The sequence below is a fragment of the Pseudomonas paraeruginosa genome (genome assembly GCF_003025345.2).
Classification (GTDB): Bacteria; Pseudomonadota; Gammaproteobacteria; order Pseudomonadales; family Pseudomonadaceae; genus Pseudomonas; species Pseudomonas paraeruginosa.
Genome location: NZ_CP020560.1, coordinates 3,684,525 through 3,703,153, shown reverse-complemented (window position 1 = coordinate 3,703,153; position 18,629 = coordinate 3,684,525). Strand labels below are relative to the sequence as shown.

At 68.4% G+C, this 18,629-nt stretch carries 17 protein-coding genes; 6 read left to right on the top strand and 11 right to left on the bottom strand.

Annotated features, from left to right (window positions below; genetic code table 11):
* The first annotated feature begins 3 nt into the window (after positions 1-3).
* The 4 genes from dsbE to B7D75_RS17470 are packed head-to-tail and all read left to right on the top strand — an operon-like array spanning position 4 to position 2,665.
* Entirely contained in the window at positions 4-546 is a 543-nt protein-coding gene (gene dsbE, locus B7D75_RS17485) for a thiol:disulfide interchange protein DsbE (RefSeq protein ID WP_012076389.1), read from the top strand.
* A complete protein-coding gene (gene ccmH, locus B7D75_RS17480) occupies positions 543-1,010 on the top strand; it encodes a cytochrome c maturation protein CcmH (protein WP_003153739.1) in 468 nt (155 codons plus the stop codon). Before dsbE ends, ccmH begins: the two co-directional genes overlap by 4 nt.
* Positions 1,007-2,227 (top strand): c-type cytochrome biogenesis protein CcmI, encoded by a 1,221-nt coding sequence (ccmI, locus tag B7D75_RS17475; protein WP_034082370.1) that lies wholly within the window; start codon positions 1,007-1,009, stop codon positions 2,225-2,227. Before ccmH ends, ccmI begins: the two co-directional genes overlap by 4 nt.
* 27 nt (positions 2,228-2,254) lie before the next feature.
* Positions 2,255-2,665: a lipoprotein gene (locus B7D75_RS17470; RefSeq protein WP_033999429.1), complete on the top strand. Its 411-nt coding sequence runs from the start codon at positions 2,255-2,257 to the stop codon at positions 2,663-2,665.
* A 3-nt stretch (positions 2,666-2,668) separates the two neighbouring features.
* Here B7D75_RS17470 and B7D75_RS17465 read toward each other — a convergent pair whose 3' ends face one another.
* Positions 2,669-3,475 (bottom strand): helix-turn-helix transcriptional regulator, encoded by an 807-nt coding sequence (locus B7D75_RS17465; RefSeq protein ID WP_034082368.1) that lies wholly within the window; start codon positions 3,473-3,475, stop codon positions 2,669-2,671.
* Between the two features lie 184 nt (positions 3,476-3,659).
* Here B7D75_RS17465 and B7D75_RS17460 point away from each other — a divergent pair, with 184 nt between their 5' ends.
* Together B7D75_RS17460 and B7D75_RS17455 are read left to right on the top strand one after the other, a co-directional pair.
* A complete protein-coding gene (locus B7D75_RS17460) occupies positions 3,660-5,042 on the top strand; it encodes an APC family permease (RefSeq protein ID WP_107114677.1) in 1,383 nt (460 codons plus the stop codon).
* 13 nt (positions 5,043-5,055) lie between these two features.
* Positions 5,056-6,156, top strand: coding sequence for a DmpA family aminopeptidase (locus B7D75_RS17455; protein WP_003151864.1), 1,101 nt, complete (start codon positions 5,056-5,058; stop codon positions 6,154-6,156).
* 83 nt (positions 6,157-6,239) lie between these two features.
* Here B7D75_RS17455 and B7D75_RS17450 read toward each other — a convergent pair whose 3' ends face one another.
* The 10 genes from B7D75_RS17450 to gcl form a co-directional block, all read right to left on the bottom strand.
* Positions 6,240-7,238 (bottom strand): sulfate ABC transporter substrate-binding protein, encoded by a 999-nt coding sequence (locus tag B7D75_RS17450; protein WP_034082363.1) that lies wholly within the window; start codon positions 7,236-7,238, stop codon positions 6,240-6,242.
* A gap of 116 nt (positions 7,239-7,354) precedes the next feature.
* Complete coding sequence (gene muiA / locus B7D75_RS17445) at positions 7,355-9,010, bottom strand: mucoidy inhibitor MuiA (RefSeq protein ID WP_107114261.1); 1,656 nt, start codon at positions 9,008-9,010, stop codon at positions 7,355-7,357.
* 123 nt (positions 9,011-9,133) lie between these two features.
* Positions 9,134-9,760 (bottom strand): HD domain-containing protein, encoded by a 627-nt coding sequence (locus B7D75_RS17440; RefSeq protein ID WP_107114260.1) that lies wholly within the window; start codon positions 9,758-9,760, stop codon positions 9,134-9,136.
* Positions 9,747-10,598 carry an ion transporter gene (locus B7D75_RS17435; RefSeq protein ID WP_003157995.1) on the bottom strand — a complete coding sequence of 284 codons (852 nt, stop codon included), beginning with the start codon at positions 10,596-10,598 and terminating at the stop codon, positions 9,747-9,749. Before B7D75_RS17435 ends, B7D75_RS17440 begins: the two co-directional genes overlap by 14 nt.
* A 65-nt stretch (positions 10,599-10,663) precedes the next feature.
* The gene (locus tag B7D75_RS17430) at positions 10,664-11,578 is read right to left on the bottom strand and encodes an urea transporter (RefSeq protein ID WP_107114259.1); all 915 of its coding nucleotides are present in this window, start codon (positions 11,576-11,578) and stop codon (positions 10,664-10,666) included.
* Between the two features lie 366 nt (positions 11,579-11,944).
* Complete coding sequence (gene pyk, locus B7D75_RS17425) at positions 11,945-13,378, bottom strand: pyruvate kinase (protein ID WP_019485650.1); 1,434 nt, start codon at positions 13,376-13,378, stop codon at positions 11,945-11,947.
* 1 nt (position 13,379) lies between these two features.
* On the bottom strand, positions 13,380-14,645 hold the full coding sequence (locus B7D75_RS17420) for a glycerate kinase type-2 family protein (RefSeq protein WP_034082360.1): 1,266 nt from the start codon (positions 14,643-14,645) through the stop codon (positions 13,380-13,382).
* A 297-nt stretch (positions 14,646-14,942) separates the two neighbouring features.
* Entirely contained in the window at positions 14,943-15,833 is an 891-nt protein-coding gene (locus tag B7D75_RS17415; RefSeq protein WP_003087180.1) for a 2-hydroxy-3-oxopropionate reductase, read from the bottom strand.
* Positions 15,834-15,907: 74 nt separating this feature from the next.
* Positions 15,908-16,690, bottom strand: a complete 783-nt coding sequence (gene hyi, locus B7D75_RS17410; RefSeq protein ID WP_034082359.1) for a hydroxypyruvate isomerase — start codon at positions 16,688-16,690, stop codon at positions 15,908-15,910.
* 95 nt (positions 16,691-16,785) lie between these two features.
* Complete coding sequence (gcl, locus tag B7D75_RS17405) at positions 16,786-18,561, bottom strand: glyoxylate carboligase (RefSeq protein ID WP_003087182.1); 1,776 nt, start codon at positions 18,559-18,561, stop codon at positions 16,786-16,788.
* Between the last annotated feature and the right edge of the window lie 68 nt (positions 18,562-18,629).

Genomic DNA, 18,629 nt, shown 5'->3' with positions numbered 1-18,629 from the left:
GTCTTGAAACGAGCGATTCTGCTGCTGCCGCTGGGGATCTTCCTGATCGTCGCGGTGTTCCTCTTCCGCGGCCTCTGGCTGGACCCCAGCGAGCTGCCTTCGGCGCTGATCGGCAAGCCGTTCCCGGCCTTCGACCTGCCCAGCGTGCAGGACCCGGCCCGGCGCCTGACCGAGGCCGACCTCAAGGGCAAGCCGGCGCTGGTCAACGTCTGGGGCACCTGGTGCCCGTCGTGCCGGGTCGAGCACCCGGAACTGACCCGACTGGCCGAGCAGGGCGTGGTGATCTACGGGATCAACTACAAGGACGACAACGCCGCCGCCATCAAGTGGCTGAACGAACTGCACAATCCCTACCTGCTGAGCATCAGCGACGCCGACGGCACCCTGGGCCTGGACCTGGGCGTCTACGGCGCGCCGGAAACCTACCTGATCGACAGGCAGGGCATCATCCGCCACAAGATCGTCGGGGTGGTCGACCAGAAGGTCTGGCGCGAGCAACTGGCGCCGCTGTACCAGCAACTGCTGGACGAGCCGGAGGCCCGATGAAGCGTCTTCTCGCCGCCGCGCTGCTCGGTCTCGCCCTCTGCGGCGTGGCTCGGGCCGCCATCGACACCTACGAGTTCGCCAGCGACGCCGAGCGCGAGCGCTTCCGCAACCTGACCCAGGAACTGCGCTGCCCGAAGTGCCAGAACCAGGACATCGCCGACTCCAACGCACCGATCGCCGCCGACCTGCGCAAGCAGATCTACGGCCAGCTGCAGCAGGGCAAGAGCGACGGCGAGATCGTCGACTACATGGTCGCCCGCTACGGTGACTTCGTTCGCTACAAGCCGCCGGTCAACGAGCGTACCTGGCTGCTCTGGTTCGGTCCGGGCGCCTTGCTGCTGTTCGGCGTGCTGGTGATCGGCGTGATCGTCCTGCGCCGCCGGCGCCCCGCCGCCAAGGCGCAAACCACCCTGTCCGCCGAGGAGCAAGCGCGCCTCGCCAACCTGTTGAAGAACGACAAATGATCGATTTCTGGCTCGCCGCCGGCCTGCTGCTGCTGGCGGCCCTGGCATTCCTGCTGATTCCGCTGCTGCGTGGCCGTCGCGCCCAGGCCGAGGAAGACCGTACCGCCCTCAACGTCGCGCTCTACCAGGAGCGGATCGCCGAGCTGGCCGGCCAGCAGGCCGCCGGCACGCTGACCGCCGAGCAGCTGGAGAGCGGCCGCGCTGAGGCCGCCCGCGAACTGCTCGCCGATACCGAAGGCAGCGGCGAGGAGCGCAACTCGCGCCTGGGCCGGGCGCTGCCAATGGTTGCGGCGCTGCTGGTGCCGCTGGTCGCACTCGGCCTCTACCTGCACTGGGGGGCCAGCGACAAGGTCGAGCTGGCCCGCGAGTTCGCCCAGGCCCCGCATTCGATGGAAGAGATGACCAGGCGCCTGGAGCGCGCAGTCGAGGCCCAGCCGGACTCTGCCCAGGGCTGGTACTTCCTCGGTCGCACCTACATGACCCAGGAGCGCGGCGCCGACGCGGCGCGTGCCTTCGAGCGCGCCGCCGAACTCAGTGGACGGCAGCCGGAAGTGCTCGGCCAGTGGGCGCAGGCGCTGTATTTCTCCGGCGGCAAGAAAATGACCGCGCAGATCAAGGCCCTGGCCGACGAGGCGCTGAAGGGCGACCCGGCCGAAGTGACCACCCTCGGCCTGCTCGGCATCGCCGCCTTCGAAGAGCAGCGCTACGCCGACGCCATCGGTTTCTGGGAGCGCCTGGTGTCGGTGTTGCCGAACGAGGACCCGGCGCGCTCGGCGATCCAGGGCGGCATCCAGCGTGCCCGCGAGCGCATGACCGAGGCCGGGCAGACCCCGCCGGCGCCGGCCGCGCCCGCCGCCCAGGTGACCCTGACGGTGAAGGTGGATATCAGCGACGCGGTGAAGGGCCAGGTCAAGGCCGACGACAGCGTGTTCGTCTTCGCCCGTGCCGTCGGCGGTCCGCCGATGCCGTTGGCGGTGAAGCGCCTGACCGTCGCCGACCTGCCGGCCGAGGTCAGCCTGAGCGATGCCGACGCCATGATGCCGCAGCTCAAGCTCAGTGGTTTCCCGCAAGTCGAGCTGGTGGCGCGGGTATCCCGCGCCGGCAACGCCATCTCCGGCGAGTGGATCGGACGCGGCAAACCGTTGTCTACTGCGCAGTCGTCGGCGCAAGCGCTGACCATCGACGGCCCGGACCAGCCTCAGGCGGCCCGGCCATAACGACAACCGGTTGGGGGAGGTGCGGTGGTGAAGGCGAAGTATCTGGGTCTGGCGATTCTCCTCGGTGGGCTTGGCGGCTGCGTGGTCCATCCGCCGCAGACCAGCGAACCGGCGCCACCGCTGCCGCCGCAGAGCCAGCCTGGTCCGAGCACCGCCCCGGGCCCGACGCCGCCGCGCATCATCCCGCAACCGCAGACTCCGGCGCAGCCCAGCCGCTCGCGTCCGCAGTTCGCCCCGCCGCCAGGCGGCAAGGGCGTCTGGGACGGCAGCCTGGGGGTCTACGTGATCCGCGGCGAGCGCGATCTCTACTACCGCCAGCGCACCTACTACCGCTGGGACGGCGGCTGGTTCTGGTCCACCAGCCCGCAGGGGCCCTGGACCGAGACCGACGCCCGCGGCATCCCGCCCGGTCTCAGCCGGCGCTACGCTAATCCATGACCCCTAGGGGTTCTCCGGGTCGTGCCCGAGCGACTGGATGAACAGCGAGAACAGCTCCGGTTGCGAGGAAATGTCCAGCTTGGCGTACAGGTGGCGCCGATGGACCTTGATGGTCTCCGGCGAGATCGCCAGGCGCTCGGCCATGGCCTTCGACGAGTAGCCGCGGAGGATCAGGCGGGCGATCTCCAGTTCCCGTTCCGACAGTACGCTGGCGCCGAAGTGGCTGAGGGCGTCGCGGATCTGCGTGGCCATCTCTTCCTGCGGCGCGGCCGGCAACAGGCGCTGGCTGCGCTGTTGCCAGTGCTGCTGCATCAGCGCCAGGACCCAGCTCGCGAGCAGCCCGAGCATCCCGCATTCCTCGTCGGCGAACATCCGCTGCATGCCCAGCGACAGCGACAGCGCGCCCTGGCCGGGCACCTGGAGGATGAACTGCACCTCGTCCTCCAGCACGTTGTCGTGGAAGTAGCTGAGGTAATACTCGCTCTGCCGGAAGTGGTCCGGGGCGATTTCCTCCAGGCGGTACAGGCCGCTCGGCAGCCCCTCGCGGCAGGCCTGGTAGAAGGGGTCGAGCAGGTACAGGCCGTTCAGGTAGGCAAGCATCGAGGCCGGCCCGGCGTGCGGCTCGGCATCGTATTCCTCCAGCGCCACCGGCAGCCCGCTGGCCGGGTAGAAGATCGCCAGGGCGTTGTCGAACGGCAGGTGCTGGTGCAGCAGCAGGACCAGTTGCTTCCAGAAGCGGTTGCCGCCGATCTGCTCGATGGCGCGACCCAGGCTGGCGTGCATGCCGATGTCCCGGAACAGGGTGTGCATCCGTATTCGCTCCTCGGTGGTTTTTCGCAGGCACCGGTTTGCGGCTTTTCCACTCGCCGCGTCAAGGGGCGTAACCCCAAAGGGTGATTGGCCCGCCAGCACCGCGCTCCTAAAGTCGCCGCATAACCAGCGCCCCGGCAAAGGACCGCCGCGAGTCTCCGTTACTGCCTCAACTTCAATAACAATCAGAGGACAACGACATGAGCTCTTCCCCGCGCCCGAGGGCGCGCTGAAACCCACCCTGGGCGTGTTCGACGTGGTCGCCATCACCGTATCCGCGGTCACCCCCGCCAGTTCGGTGTTCGTCATCGCTCCCTTCGCCATCCAGCAGGCCGGTACCGGCGCGTTCTGGGCCTTCGCCCTGGCCGCAGCGCTGGCGCTGATGTTCGCCTGCTGCTACGCCGAACTGGGCCGGGCGCATAGCACCGCCGGCGGCGAGTACGTCTACGCCAAGCGGGTATTCGGCGGGTTGGCCGGCTACGCCACCTTCCTCACCGTGCTGGCGATGCTGCTGTTCATTCCGCCGGTGCTTGCCACCGGCGCGGCGACCTACCTGAACGCCGCTCTCGGCACCCGCTTCGACGCGCAGACCGTGGCTCTGGCGATCGTCGCCTTCAGCTACCTGCTGGGCATCCTCAACATCCGCGTCAACGCCTGGGTCACGGGCACCTGCCTGCTGCTGGAAGTGGCGGCGCTGCTGGTGATCGTCGGCCTCGGCTTCGGCCATGCGCAGCAGCCGGCGAGCGTCCTGCTGCAGCCCCAGGTGGTCGGCGACGACGGCATGCTGGCGGTCGCGCCCTGGGCATTGGTGATCGGAGCGGTCGGCACCGCGCTGTTCTCCTACAACGGTTTCGGTGGCGCGGTGCTGCTCGCCGAGGACATGAAGGACGGCGGCCACAGCGTGCACCGCGCGGTGCTCTGGTCGCTGGCGCTGGTGGTGCTGATCGAGATCGTCCCGCTCGCCGCGCTGCTGATCGGCGCGCCGTCGCTCCCGGCGATGCTCGCCAGCCCCGACCCGATCGGCTACCTGTTGAACAGCCACGGCAACGAGACGCTGTCGCGCCTGGTCAGCGCCGGGATCTTCCTCTCGGTGTTCAACGCCATCGTCGCCATCGTCATCCAAAGCGCCCGGGTGATCTTCAGCAGCGGTCGCGACGCGCTCTGGATGCCGGCGCTGAACCGTGCCTTCACCCGTATCCACCCGCGCTGGGAATCGCCCTGGCTGGCCACGCTGTTCCTCGCCATTCCCTCGGCGGCGCTGAGCTTCAGTTCCAACCTGGCCGAACTGACCTCGTTCACCGTGCTGCTGATCGTCATGGTCTACCTGATCGTCGCCCTCTGCGCGCTGTTCAGCCGGGTGCTGCGGCGCGACCGCGAACATCCCTACCGGATGCCGCTGTGGCCGCTGCCGGCATTGCTGGCGGCGAGCGGCGCGGGGTACCTGCTGCTCAACCTGTTCCTGGCGGCATCGGCCAGGGACGTGATGATCATCGTCGGATTGCTGGCGGTGTCGGTGATCCTCTACTGCACCTACGGCAAGCTCAGTCCGGCATTCCAGAAGCTTTGACACAGGAGTCCGCATGCGCGCTCGACAACTTGGCATCACCCTCGGCCTGGGCACTCCCGGCCCGTTCAACGCGATCACCGACGTTCCCGGCGTGCGCGTCGGCCACAGCACCCTGAACCAGCGGAGCGACGGCAGGCAGGTTCGCACCGGCGTCACCCTGGTCCAGCCGCGCGCCGGTGCGGCGCGCCTGCAACCCTGCTTCGCCGGCTGCCATGTGCTCAACGGCAACGGTGACGCCACCGGCCTGGAGTGGATCCGCGAGGCCGGCCTGCTGACCACCCCGATCGCCATCACCAATACCCACAGCGTCGGCGCGGTGCGCGACGCGCTGATCGCCGAGGAGCGCGCCGAACTCGGCGACAGCGGGCTGTACTGGTGCATGCCGGTGGTGATGGAAACCTTCGATGGCCTGCTCAACGACATCTGGGGCCAGCACGTCGGCGCCCGCCAGGTCGGTGAGGCGCTGGCCTGCGCCGAGTCCGGACCGGTCCGCGAAGGTTCGGTGGGCGGCGGCACCGGGATGATCTGCCACGAGTTCAAGGGCGGCATCGGCAGCGCCTCGCGGCGACTGCCGGCGGAGCAGGGCGGCTGGACGGTGGGTGCGCTGGTCCAGGCCAACCACGGCCAGCGCCGCGAGCTACGGGTCGATGGCTACCCGGTCGGCCGCCGACTGGGCGAGATCCCCTCGCCGTTCCGCGAGGAAGGCACCCCGGGCATGGGCTCCATCGTGGTGATCCTGGCCACCGACGCGCCGCTGCTGCCGCACCAGTGCCAGCGCCTGGCGCAGCGCGCCTCGATCGGCATCGCTCGCACCGGTGGCGGCACCGAGGACTCCAGCGGCGACGTGTTCCTCGCCTTCGCCACCGGCAACCAGGATCTGCCGCCAGCCGACTATGCGCGCAAGGAACTGCCGCAGAGCACGCCGCTGCGGATGCTCAACAACGACCACATCTCGCCGCTGTTCGCCGCGGCGGCGGAGGCGGTGGAAGAAGCCATCGTCAACGTGCTGTTGGCCGGCGAGGACATGCGCACCGAGGACGGCCGGCTGGTCCCCGCGCTGAAGGGGGAGACGCTCCTGGCGGCGCTGCGCGAGACCGGCTGGCCAGGGCGCTGAAAAGACTCTGCGGCCAGGGGCACGAATGACAAAAGCCGGAAACGCGCGAGCGCTTCCGGCTTTTTTCGTCGAGCGGCCAGGAATCAGTCGGGACTGTAGATCTGGTCGAACACGCCGCCGTCGATGAAGTGGGCCTTCTGCACGCTGCGCCAGTCGCCGAAGGTCTTCTCCACCGAGAAGAAGTCGACTTTCGGGAAGCGGTCGGCGAATCTGGCGAGGATCTCCGGGTTGCGCGGGCGCAGGTAGTTGTTGGCGGCGATGGTCTGGCCCTCGTCCGACCACAGGTACTTCAGGTAGGCCTCGGCCTGGGCGCGGCTGCCTTTCTTCTCGACCACCTTGTCGACCACCGCCACGGGAGGCTCGGCTTCGGCGGACACGCTCGGGTAGACCACCTCGAAGCCGCCGCGGCCGAATTCGCGGGCGATCATCTCGGCTTCGTTCTCGAAGGTCACCAGCACATCGCCGATCTGGTTCTGCATGAAGGTGGTGGTGGCGGCGCGGCCGCCGGTGTCGAGCACCGGAACCTGCTTGAACAGCTTGCCGACGAACTCCTTGGCCTTGTTCTCGTCACCGCCGTGCTTCAGCACGTAGCCCCAGGCGGAGAGATAGGTGTAGCGGCCGTTGCCGGAGGTCTTGGGGTTCGGTACCACTACCTGGACGCCGTCCTTGAGCAGGTCCGGCCAGTCCTTCAGGGCCTTGGGGTTGCCCTTGCGGACGATGAACACGGTGGCCGAGGTGAACGGCGCGCTGTTGTTCGGCAGGCGGGTCGCCCAGTCCTTCGGCAGTAAGCCGCCGTTGTCGGCGAGGGCATCGATGTCGGTGGCCTGGTTCATGGTGATGACGTCGGCGGGCAGGCCGTCGATCACCGAGCGCGCCTGCTTGCTGGAACCGCCATGGGACATCTGGATGGTGATGTTCTCGCCTTTCTCCGCTTTCCAGTATTTCTGGAAGGCCGGGTTGTATTCCTTGTAGAAGTCGCGCATCACGTCGTAGGAGACGTTGAGCAGGGGCTGGGCGGCGTGAGCGGCGCCGCCGAGCGCCAGGCCGGCGGCCAGCAGGGAGGCGCTGAACAGTCGTTTCACAGGGCAGTTCCTTTGAGCATGTTGTAATGGCTCGACTATAACGTCGGGTTATAATCAGGGTAAATATCAAAAACTGCTTTGCTTATTACCCACTCGCGCCTATGCCGCGGCCGGCGCTAGTCGAGGCCGCTGACCGCCAGGTCCCTGGGATACTCCACGCTGAACTTGAGGGTGGCGCTGCGTTTCTCGCCGGGTTGCAGGGACCAGTCCCACTTCAGCTTGCCGTCGTCCTCGCGCTTGACTTCCTGCGCCTTGGGTTCCAGCAGGGTGACCTGGATCTGCTCGTTGCGCGAGACCGGCAACTGGTCCTCGAACTGCACGCGTTCGGCGTTCTTGTGGTTGTTGCGCACTTCGATGCGGAATTCGTAGTTGACCCGCGTGCGGTTGCCGATCAGGCCACTGCTGTCGGTGTAGCGCTTGACCAGCTTGCGTTCGATGCCGATGCCCTCGTCGGCGCCCAGCGCCAGTTCGAAGCTTTCCCCGGGCATCACCCCGCGCAGATGGCCACTGGCGACGAAGCTGTTGCCGAGAAAGGTATTCAGGGTTCCGGGAAGCAGCGGGTAATCGCTGTCGTTGCGGGTCTCGGCTTCCAGGTAGGCGGTCTCGCGCAAGGCCGGGGCCGCCAGGTAGCGCAGCCTGGCCGGCATTTCCAGGCGGGCGATGGTGACCTTCTGCGCGCTGCCGTCGCTGTTCAGGGTCGCCGGCACGGGGATGTGGAACGACGCGCTGGCGGCGCCGCTGCTGACTTCCGCGGTGGCGAGCCGTGCCTCGGCCAGCTTCGGTGCCGGGGCCGGCATGGCCATCTTCGCCGAGGTCCTGGCGATGGGCGCGGCTTGCGGCATGGGCGCCGGAGCGTCCTGCATGGCCATTTCGGCGCCGTAGTAGGCGTTGGGCGCGTCGATGTCGACGATCCAGGGATTCAGCCGCGGTACGTTGCCGCCCAGGGCCGGACGGGCGGTGGAGAGCGTCAGGTCGACGTCGGTCCAGTCCTCGCCGCTGCTCTGCCGGACCAGGCCCTGGTAGGTCAGTTCGATGGTTTTCGCGCCGTCGCGCAGGCGCGCGTCGTAGGTCGGCTGCCAGGAGGCGTCGCGCAGGGTGTAGTCGAGCTTCACCTCGACCTGCGCCGGTTGCTCCAGGGCGACCCGCAGGATCGCGCGCTTGAAGCGCTTGCCATCGCCGTTGAGGGTGCCGCGCTGCTCCTGCAACTGCTGCTTGCGCTGCTCCAGTTCGGTGGCGCGGTCGTCCAGCTGGCGCTGTTCGGCGAGCAGGCGTTCGAGATTGCCTTCGGTCAGCTGCAGCAGGTTCTTCAGCTCGTCGATGCCGGGCAGGGGCCGATCCTTGCCCGGCTGGGTGCTGCCGCTCTGGATGTCGGCGAGGAACTTCTTCTGCGCTTCGAGCACGCTGCCGCGATCATGGATTTCCCGCAGTTGCCGGTCGATCTCGTGCAGTTGCTGGTCGAGTTGCTGCACACGGTTGTCGTTCGGGCGCTCGACCCGTTGCGCGGCGCTGCTGACGTCGAGCAGGGTGGCGGCGGCGCTGGCTTCGAGAGAGGCGCGCAGGCTGGCGTCGTCAAGCTGGAAGGGCAGTTGCTCGAGGGCGATCTCGTGCTGGCCCTTGGGCAGTTGCAGGCGTGCGGTGCGGGTGACCACGGCACGGTCGGCGTAGACGGTGACCGCGCTGATGCGGCTGTCGACCGCTTGCGGCGCGGCCAGCAGCGGAGCGCTGGCGAGCAGGCCGGCGAACAGGAACGGAGAGGCGGCGAGTCGATTCACGATATCTCTTCCTTGGGCGAATGGAGGGCGAGGGACGCGTGCGTGCGGTCCCTTCCTGCTGCCTGAGACGCAAGAGCGGTGAAAGACGGGTTAGGCGTCGCGAAGAAATTTTCCCCGTGGCCGTCAGCCCGGGCGTTCCAGGCGCTCCAGGGCGCTGCGCAGGTTGGCGCGGGCAGTGGCTTCCCAGCGTTGCCGCAGCGGCTCGCAGTGGTACAGCGCCGGTTGCTCCAGCAACTGGCGCAGCAGCTTGCCGCGCCCGGCGCGGAACAGCGGCTCAGGCACCCAGGCGTATTCGGCGCGGATGTCCGCCTCGTAGCGCGCGTAGACCGGCGCCGGCGCGGCGAGGATGGCGAGGTCGAGGTCCACCAGCAGGGCCGCGTCGGCGTCTCCCGGCGGCGCCTGGTGACAGGTGGCCATGATCAGTTCGCGCAGGGCCGGCCCCAGCGCCGCCAGCCCGGCCTGGTCGAGCCAGCGCTCGGTGCGGGTGGCGCTGGCGGCCTCGTTGTCCTGACGATGGGTGTCATAGACCAGGTCGTGGGTCCACAAGGCCAGTTCCACCAGGTCCGGCCGGCGCGCCAGGTGTCGCCAGCGGTCGAAGTGCTCCAGGCAGGCGAGGATGTGGCGATCGCTGTGGTAGTGCCGGTCGGCGCCGGTATAGGCCGCCAGCAGGGCGTCGAAGGCGTCCGCCGGCGGGCTGCCGCCGAAGCGTTGCCAGAGGGCGTCCCAGCGCTGTCTATCAAGTGTCCGCATGGGCGCTTTCCTCGCGGGGGAACAAGGGGTTGCCGCAGCGGCAGCAGAACGCCGCCTGCGTCTCGTGGGTCGCCTTGCCGCATACCGGGCAGTCCCGGTGCAGCAGGCTGGCCGGGTCCTGGCGCATGGCGGTGGCGAGTTCGGCGGTGAAGATCCCGGTGGGCACGGCGATGATCGAGTAGCCGGTGATCATCACCAGGCTGGCGATGGCCTGGCCGAGCGGGGTCTTCGGTGTGATGTCGCCGAAGCCGACCGTGGTCAGGGTGACGATCGCCCAGTAGATGCCGCGGGGGATGCTGGTGAAGCCGTGTTCCGGGCCTTCGACCACGTACATCAGCGCGCCGAACACGGTGACCAGGGTCATCACGGTGAGGAAGAACACGATGATCTTCTGCTTGCTGCCGCGCAGGGCGGTGAGCAGGAAGTTGGCCTGGCTCAGGTACTGGCGCAGCTTGAGCACGCGGAAGATCCGCAGCATGCGTATGACCCGGACGATCAGCAGGTACTGGGCGTCGGGATAGAGCAGGGCGAGGAAGCCGGGGAGTATCGCCAGCAGGTCGACCAGCCCGTAGAAGCTGAAGGCATAGCGCAGCGGCTTGGGCGAGCAGTACAGGCGCAGCAGGTATTCCACCAGGAAGATACCGGTGAAGCCCCATTCGATATAGGCCAGCAGGTCGCCGTAGTCCTGGTGGATCTCGTCGATGCTGTCGATCATCACCACCAGCAGGCTGGCCAGGATCACCAGCAGCAGCGCGCTGTCGAAGCGCCGGCCGTCGCGGGTATCGGTCTGGAAGATGATGACGTAGAGGCGTTCGCGCCAGCTGTCGGGTGCGCTCATCGTGGCTCCTGATGATGGATGCGGCACCTTACCAGACTAGCTGGCCGGCGCCAGCGTTCCCCGCCTCAGGAACGCCGACGGCCGAGGCGCGCGCCGAGGCCGCCGGCCAGGCGCAGGTACAGGCGCTCGCCGCCGATGCAGAGCAGGCAGGCGAGGATGAACGGCGCGGTCAGCGCCGGCAGGCCGAGGAGCCCGAACAGCGGCTGCAGCGCCACCGCCAGGCCGATGCCGAGCAGCGCTGGCCATGGCGTGCGGTAGCGCAGCGCCAGGGCCAGTCCGGCGAGGGCGGCGTTCAGGCCGTAGAGCCCGGCCAGGGCGCTCGGCCAGTCGTAGCCGAGCAGCCAGGCCAGCGGCAGGCTGGCCGCGGCGCCGGCCAGCGCCCAGGCGGCGGAGGGTCGCGAGACCAGCAGCAGGCCGAGCCAGACGAGCAGGCCGGCGAGTGGTTCGCCGAGGAAGATGATCTCGCCGATCCCCAGCGGCAGCGCCGCCAGCTCCGCCGTGCCGCTCCAGGCGCAGCTGAAGCAGCCGCCAGGAACCGCCGGGGCCAGGCCGAGCCAGGTGCCGAGGGGCACCAGCCACCAGCCGTTGAGGACGAAGCCCAGGGTATAGGGCGGTAGCCAGCGGCGTTGGCGCAGCCCATGCAGGAACAGCCATTGCAGCGCCACGCTGGCCAGGCAGCCGAGCGCCACCAGCGCCAGCAGGCCCGGCGACCAGGCGAAGCGGAATGCCAGCAGCATGCCGATCAGCACCGCGTTGTAGCCGTACAGCCCGGCCGCGATGTCGCTGTCGGGGCAGCGCAACAGGCGCGCCAGGAGCGGGCCGAGGGCGCCGCCAAGGAGGGCGCCGGCGAGCAGCGGCGGCGCGCCGACGGCGATCGCCAGCAGGCAGGCCAGGCCCAGGCGTGGGTCGCCCTGGAGGAACACCTGGCTGATGCCGCGCAGGAGGATTCGGGATGCATTGAGGACAGGTTGCAGGTGCATGGCGGTCAGCGCGGCAAGGGCCGCTCGGCAGGCACGGAGATGCCGGGCCTGCGCGAGAGGCGGGGTTGATCATTGTACGGCCGGGAGCGGAGTCGACGCATCCCGCGCGACGTTGCCGGGCGAGGAGCATGCAAGCAGGGCGTCCCGGGAAGAAAAAAAGACCTCCGGCAGGAGTTGAACCGGAGGCCTTGAATGTCCATGGCCTGCATGGGAGTGCGCGAGGGAGGCCATGGTCCGACAAGAAGGTCTTTCCCGGATGGATGGAGACGCGGCCCCGTATTTCCGGCCCCATCCATCCGAGAGAGACAAGGGTGGCCCGACCCGCATGCCCGGGGGACGGCGCGGGCCGGACCGAACTCGTTTGCTTCAGAGACCTCCCAGCGGCGGCGCCACGGTCTCGATGCGCAGCATGTTGGTCGATCCGGGGCGACCGAACGGCACGCCGGCGGTGACCACCACGGTGTCGCCGCGGCGCGCCATGCGCTGGGCCAGGGCGATGTCGAGGGCGGTGGAGCAGATCTCGTCGACGTGCGCCAGTTGCTCGTTGACCACCGAATACACGCCCCAGGCCACGGTCAGGCGCCGCGCGGTGCGCAGGTTCGGGGTCAGGCTGAGGATCGGCGCCTTGGGCCGCTCGCGGGCGGCGCGCAGGGTCGAGTTGCCCGATTCGGTGTAGTTCACCAGCACCGCCACCGGGAGGATCCGGCTGACCCGGCGGATCGCGCAGCTGATCGCGTCGGAGACGGTGGCGTCGGGCTGCGGGCGGTTGACTTCGAGCTGGACGTGGTAGTCCGGCTCGGCCTCCACCTGGCGGACGATCTTCGCCATCATCTCCACCGCCTCGCGCGGGTATTGCCCGGAGGCGGTTTCCGCCGAGAGCATCACCGCGTCGGCGCCGGCGCCCACCGCGGTGGCCACGTCGGTCACCTCGGCGCGGGTCGGGGCGGGGGAGAAACGCATCGACTCGAGCATCTGGGTGGCCACCACCACCGGCTTGCCGAGCTGGCGGCAGACCTGGACGATGCGCTTCTGGATGCCCGGCACGCTCTCCGCCGGCACTTCCACGCCGAGGTCGCCGCGCGCCACCATGATCGCATCGGCGCGCTCGGCGATCGCCTCGATGGCGCTCACCGCGCTGGGCTTCTCGATCTTGGCCATGAGGAACGCCTTGTCGCCGATCAGTCCACGAGCCTCGTCGATGTCCTCCGGGCGCTGCACGAAGGACAGCGCCACCCAGTCGACCCCCAGTTCCAGGCCGAAGGCCAGGTCGCGGCGGTCCTTGTCGGTCAGCGGGCTGAGCTGCAGCACCGCTTCCGGCACGTTGACGCCCTTGCGATCGGACAGCTCGCCGCCCACCGCGACGCGGGTTTCGATGGCGTCGCTGTGGCAGTTGACCACTTCCAGGCGGATCTTGCCGTCGTCCAGCAGCAGGCTCATGCCCGGCTCCAGGGCATGGATGATCTCCGGGTGCGGCAGGTTGACCCGCCGCTCGTCACCGGGGGCGTCGCTGAGGTCGAGGGTGAAGGTCTGCCCGCGCTGCAATTGCACGGCGCCGGCGGCGAAGCGGCCGACCCGCAGCTTCGGACCCTGCAGGTCCATGAGCACGCCGATCGGGTAGTTCAGTTCCGCTTCCACCTCGCGTACCCAGGCGAAGCGCTGCGCGTGATCGGCATAGTCGCCGTGGCTGAAGTTCAGGCGGAACAGGTTGGCGCCGGCCTCCACCAGGGCGCGGATATCGTCGCGGCTGCGGGTGGCCGGGCCGAGGGTGGCGAGGATCTTGGCTTTCTTGTCGGCTGTCATGTCAGGACTCGAGGATGAGAATGGCGCGGAAGTCGTTCACGTTGGTCCGGGTCGGTCCGGTCACCAGCAGGTCGCCGAGGGCCTGGAAATAGCCGTAGCCGTTGTTGTCATCGAGCTCGTCGCGGATCTTCAGCCCGGCCTTCTCGCCGCGGGCATGGGAGCAGGGCGTCATCAGCGCGCCGGCGTTGTCTTCCGAGCCGTCGATGCCGTCGGTGTCGCCGGCCAGGGCCCAGATGTTCGGTTCGCCCTTGAGCTCGGCGGTGAGGCTGAGGAGGAACTCGGCGTTGCGTCCGCCGCGGCCGTTGCCGCGCACGGTGACGGTGGTCTCGCCGCCGGAGAGGATCACGCAGGGCGCCGCCAGCGGCTGGCCGTGCTTGCGGATCTGCCGGGCGATGCCGGCGTGGACCTTGGCGACTTCCCGCGCTTCGCCCTCGAGGTCGCCGAGGATCAGCGTCGAGAAACCGGCCGCGCGGCACTTCACCGCTGCCGCGTCGAGGGCGTTCTGCGGCGTGGCGATCAACTGGAAGTGGCTGCGCGCCAGGCACGGGTCGCCGGGCTTGACGGTTTCCGAGCGCGGGTCGGCGAGCCAGTCGAGGACGTTCCGCGGCACGTCGATGGCGTAGCGCTTGAGGATCGCCAGGGCGTCGGCGGAGGTGGTCGGATCGCCGACGCTGGGACCGGAGGCGATCACCGTGGCCTCGTCGCCGGGAACATCGGAAATCGCGTAGGTATGGACGCTGGCCGGCCAGCAGGCCTTGGCCAGGCGGCCGCCCTTGATCGCCGAGAGGTGCTTGCGCACGCAGTTCATCTCGCCGATGGCGGCGCCGGACTTGAGCAGCGCCTTGTTCACCGCCTGCTTGTCCGCCAGGGCGATGCCTTCGGCCGGCAGCGAAAGCAGCGCGGAGCCGCCGCCGGAGAGAAGGAAGATCACCCGGTCGTTCTCGTTCAGGTCGCTGATCAGTTCCAGCACGCGACGGGCGACGCGCTCGCCGGCGTCGTCGGGCACCGGATGGGAGGCTTCCACCACCTCGATGCGACTGCATTGCGCGCCGTAGCGGTAAGGCGCCACTACCAGGCCCCGGATCTCGCCCTGCCAGTGCTTCTCCACCACTTCGGCCATGGCCCCGGCGGCCTTGCCGGCACCGATGACGATGGCGCGCCCGCTGCGATCTTCCGGCAGGTGGTCGGCCAGCACCTGGTAGGGGTGGCCGGCCGCCACCGCGGTATTGAACAGCTCGGTGAGAAAGGCGCGTGGGTCGGTACTCATGACAGGCTCCGAATTTCTTGTTGTCGTGCCGCCGGTCGGGCCGGCGGTCGCAGCGTGGTCGACGCTTCCATTGCGCAGCACCCGCACCGGCGGGAACTGTGCAATGGAAGCGAGGCGCCCGGACGCAGAGGCCGTGAATCTCCCGGCCGGGCGTTCGCTTCCTTTACCCCGCCTTGTGGGCGGGGAAGGAAGAGGGCGGCGGCGAACACCGGAGTTCGTCGACCGTTCCTCTCCCCGATCCCTTCGAGAAGGGTTTCGTCGCTCCGCGCGGGGTGACGGGCCCGCGCGGACTGCGGATCACTCGTCGCGGATCGAGAAGTTGGCCATGTGTTCCAGGCCCTTGATCAGCGCCGAGTGGTCCCAGTTGCTGCCGCCGATGGCCGCGCAGGTGCTGAACACCTGCTGGGCGTTGGCGGTGTTGGGCAGGTTCAGGTTCAGCTCGCGGGCGCCGGCCAGGGCCAGGTTGAGGTCCTTCTGGTGCAGGCTGATGCGGAAGCCCGGGTCGAAGGTGCCCTTGACCATGCGCTCGCCGTGCACCTCGAGGATCCGCGAGGAGGCGAAGCCACCCATCAGCGCCTCGCGCACCTTGGCCGGGTCGGCGCCGTTGCGGGCGGCGAACAGCAGGGCCTCGGCGACCGCCTGGATGTTCAGCGCGACGATGATCTGGTTGGCCACCTTGGCGGTCTGGCCGTCGCCGTTGCCGCCGACGCGGGTGATGTTCTTGCCCATCGCCTGGAACAGCGGCAGGGCGCGTTCGAAGGTGTTCGGGCAGCCGCCGACCATGATGCTCAGGGTCGCCGCCTTGGCGCCGACCTCGCCGCCGGAGACCGGGGCGTCCAGGTACTGCGCGCCGGTGGCCTTGATCTTCTCGGCGAAGCCCTTGGTGGCGGTGGGGGAGATCGAACTCATGTCGATCACTACCTTGTTCGGGCCGACGCCTTCGGCGATGCCGTCCTTGCGGAACAGCACGTCCTCGACCTGCGGGGTGTCCGGCACCATGACGATGATGAACTCGGCTTCCTGGGCCACTTCCTTCGGGTTGGCCAGGGCAATGGCGCCGGCCTCCAGCAGGTCGGCCGGAGCGGCGTCGTGGTGGGTGGAAAGGAACAGGCTGTGGCCGGCCTTCTGCAGGTTCTGCGCCATGGGCTTGCCCATGATTCCGGTGCCGATGAATCCGATCTTGGCCATGCGGGTGTCTCCTGGTTCTGTCTGTCGAGTGGCTCCGCGCAGAGAGGCGGGAGCGTCTTGTTCGTAGGGGCGGGTCAGACGACGTTGTGCGTCTTCATCCAGCCGAGACCTGCTTCGGTGGTGGTGGCCGGCTTGTACTCGCAGCCGATCCAGCCCTGGTAGCCGATGCGGTCCAGATGCTCGAAGAGGAAGCGGTAGTTGATCTCGCCGGTGCCCGGTTCGTGGCGGCCTGGGTTGTCGGCCAGCTGCACGTGGTTGATCGCCGCCAGCTGGTTTTCCAGGGTGCGCGCCAGATCGCCTTCCATGATCTGCATGTGATAGATGTCGTATTGCAGGAACAGGTTGGCGCTGCCGACCTTGTCGCGGATCTCCAGGGCCTGGCGGGTGTTCTGCAGGTAGAAGCCGGGGATGTCGAGGGTGTTGATCATCTCCATGACCAGGCGGATGCCAGCGGCTTCCAGCTTGTCGGCGGCGTAGCGCAGGTTGTCGACGAAGGTCTGCTCGACACTGGCGCAGTCGTGCCCCTGCGGCCGGATCCCGGCGAGGCAGTTCACCTGGCGGTTGCCCAGCACCTTGGCATAGGCGATGGCCTTGTCGACCCCCTCGCGGAACTCCTGGACCCGGTCCGGGTGGCAGGCGATGCCGCGCTCGCCCTTGGCCCAGTCGCCGGCCGGCAGGTTGAACAGCACCTGCTCCAGGCCGTTGGCCTGCAGGCGGGCCTTGATCGTCTCGGCCTCGACGTCATAGGGGAAGAGGTATTCCACGCCGGCGAAGCCGGCCTTGGCGGCGGCGTCGAAGCGGTCGAGGAAGTCCACCTCGGTGAACAGCATGGACAGGTTGGCGCAGAAACGGGGCATGTCTTGCTCCTATCGTTCGGTCAAACGTTCGGGAGGCCTTTCGCCAGGGGTGGGGTGCCGCACGCACCGTCCGCGCCCCCGGGAAAGGCCGACGATCAATCGAGCAGGGAGATGGCGGTCGGCGCGTCGGCGCCTTTCTCGGCCAGTTCCTCGAACTCGTTGATGGCGTTGATCTCGGTGCCCATGGAGATGTTGGTGACGCGCTCCAGGATCACCTCGACCACCACCGGCACCTGGTGTTGCTGCATCAGTTCGCGGGCCTTGGCCAGGGCGGCGCCGATCTCGTTCGGGTCGAACACCCGGATCGCCTTGCAGCCCAGGCCCTCGACCACCGCCACGTGGTCGACGCCGTAGCCTTCCAGCTCGGGGGCGTTGATGTTGTCGAAGGCCAGCTGCACGCAATAGTCCATGTCGAAGCCGCGCTGCGCCTGGCGGATCAGGCCCAGGTAGGAGTTGTTCACCAGTACGTGGATATAGGGCAGCTTGAACTGCGCGCCGACCGCCAGTTCCTCGATCATGAACTGGAAGTCGTAGTCGCCGGAGAGCGCCACCACCTGGCGGCTCGGGTCGGCCTTGACCACCCCCAGCGCGGCGGGAATGGTCCAGCCCAGCGGGCCGGCCTGGCCGCAGTTGATCCAGTGGCGCGGCTGGTAGACGTGGAGGAACTGCGCGCCGGCGATCTGCGACAGGCCGATGGTGCTGACGTAGCAGGCATCCTTGCCGAAGAACTCGTTCATCTCTTCGTAGACGCGCTGCGGTTTCACCGGCACGTTGTCGAAGTGGGTCTTGCGCTGCAGCGTGCGCTTGCGCTGCTGGCAGCTTTCCAGCCAGGCGGCGCGCGACTTCAGCTTGCCGGCCGCCTTCCACTCGCGGGCCACTTCGAGGAACGCGTCGAGGGCGGCGCCGGCGTCGGAGACGATACCCAGGTCGGGCATGAACACCCGGCCGATCTGGGTCGGCTCGATGTCCACGTGGATGAAGCGACGGCCCTCGGTGTAGACCTCGACGCTACCGGTGTGGCGGTTGGCCCAGCGGTTGCCGATGCCGAGCACCAGGTCGGATTCCAGCAGAGTGGCGTTGCCGTAGCGGTGCGAAGTCTGCAGGCCGACCATGCCGGCCATCTGCGGGTGGTCGTCGGGGATCACGCCCCAGCCCATCAGGGTCGGGATTACCGGGATGCCGGTCAGTTCGGCGAACTCGCGGAAGCGCTCGGCGGCGTCGGCGTTGAAGATGCCGCCACCGGCCACCAGCAGCGGGCGCTCGGCTTCGTCGAGCATGGCCAGGACCTTCTCGGCCTGGACCCGGGTGGCCTTCGGCTTGCTCACCGGGAGCGGTTCGTAGGCGTCGATGTCGAACTCGATCTCGGCCATCTGTACGTCGAACGGCAGGTCGATCAGCACCGGGCCGGGCCGGTCGCTGCGCATCAACTGGAAGGCCTTCTGGAACACGTAGGGGACCTGGGCCGGTTCCAGCACGGTGGTCGCCCACTTGGCCACCGGCGCGGCGATGCTGGAGATGTCGACCGCCTGGAAGTCTTCCTTGTGCAGGCGGGCGCGCGGTGCCTGGCCGGTGATGCAGAGAATCGGGATGGAGTCGGCGGAGGCGGAGTAGAGGCCGGTGATCATGTCGGTGCCGGCCGGGCCGGAGGTGCCGATGCAGACGCCGATGTTGCCGGCCTTGGTGCGGGTATAGCCCTCGGCCATGTGCGAGGCGCCTTCGACGTGACGGGCCAGGACATGGTCGATGCCGCCGATCTTCTTCAGCGCGGCGTACATGGGGTTGATCGCGGCACCGGGGACGCCGAACGCGGTATCCACGCCTTCGCGGCGCATCACCAGGACGGCGGCTTCGATTGCTCTCATTCTGGCCATCGTTTTGTTCCTCGTTCTTATACTAATTGTGTACAAAAGTTGGAGCGATTCTAGGCAGAGGGTGAGCG

What these genes read in the sequence shown, in the direction of transcription:
- ccmH (WP_003153739.1), top strand. Translation starts at nt 543, where the DNA reads ATGAAGCGTCTTCTCGCCGCCGCGCTGCTCGGTCTCGCCCTCTGCGGC.
- pyk (WP_019485650.1), bottom strand. Translation starts at nt 13,378, where the DNA reads ATGACAGCCGACAAGAAAGCCAAGATCCTCGCCACCCTCGGCCCGGCC.
- gcl (WP_003087182.1), bottom strand. Translation starts at nt 18,561, where the DNA reads ATGGCCAGAATGAGAGCAATCGAAGCCGCCGTCCTGGTGATGCGCCGC.
- B7D75_RS17435 (WP_003157995.1), bottom strand. Translation starts at nt 10,598, where the DNA reads ATGAGCGCACCCGACAGCTGGCGCGAACGCCTCTACGTCATCATCTTC.
- ccmI (WP_034082370.1), top strand. Translation starts at nt 1,007, where the DNA reads ATGATCGATTTCTGGCTCGCCGCCGGCCTGCTGCTGCTGGCGGCCCTG.
- B7D75_RS17420 (WP_034082360.1), bottom strand. Translation starts at nt 14,645, where the DNA reads ATGAGTACCGACCCACGCGCCTTTCTCACCGAGCTGTTCAATACCGCG.
- B7D75_RS17465 (WP_034082368.1), bottom strand. Translation starts at nt 3,475, where the DNA reads ATGCACACCCTGTTCCGGGACATCGGCATGCACGCCAGCCTGGGTCGC.
- hyi (WP_034082359.1), bottom strand. Translation starts at nt 16,690, where the DNA reads ATGCCCCGTTTCTGCGCCAACCTGTCCATGCTGTTCACCGAGGTGGAC.
- B7D75_RS17455 (WP_003151864.1), top strand. Translation starts at nt 5,056, where the DNA reads ATGCGCGCTCGACAACTTGGCATCACCCTCGGCCTGGGCACTCCCGGC.
- B7D75_RS17415 (WP_003087180.1), bottom strand. Translation starts at nt 15,833, where the DNA reads ATGGCCAAGATCGGATTCATCGGCACCGGAATCATGGGCAAGCCCATG.
- B7D75_RS17430 (WP_107114259.1), bottom strand. Translation starts at nt 11,578, where the DNA reads ATGCACCTGCAACCTGTCCTCAATGCATCCCGAATCCTCCTGCGCGGC.
- B7D75_RS17440 (WP_107114260.1), bottom strand. Translation starts at nt 9,760, where the DNA reads ATGCGGACACTTGATAGACAGCGCTGGGACGCCCTCTGGCAACGCTTC.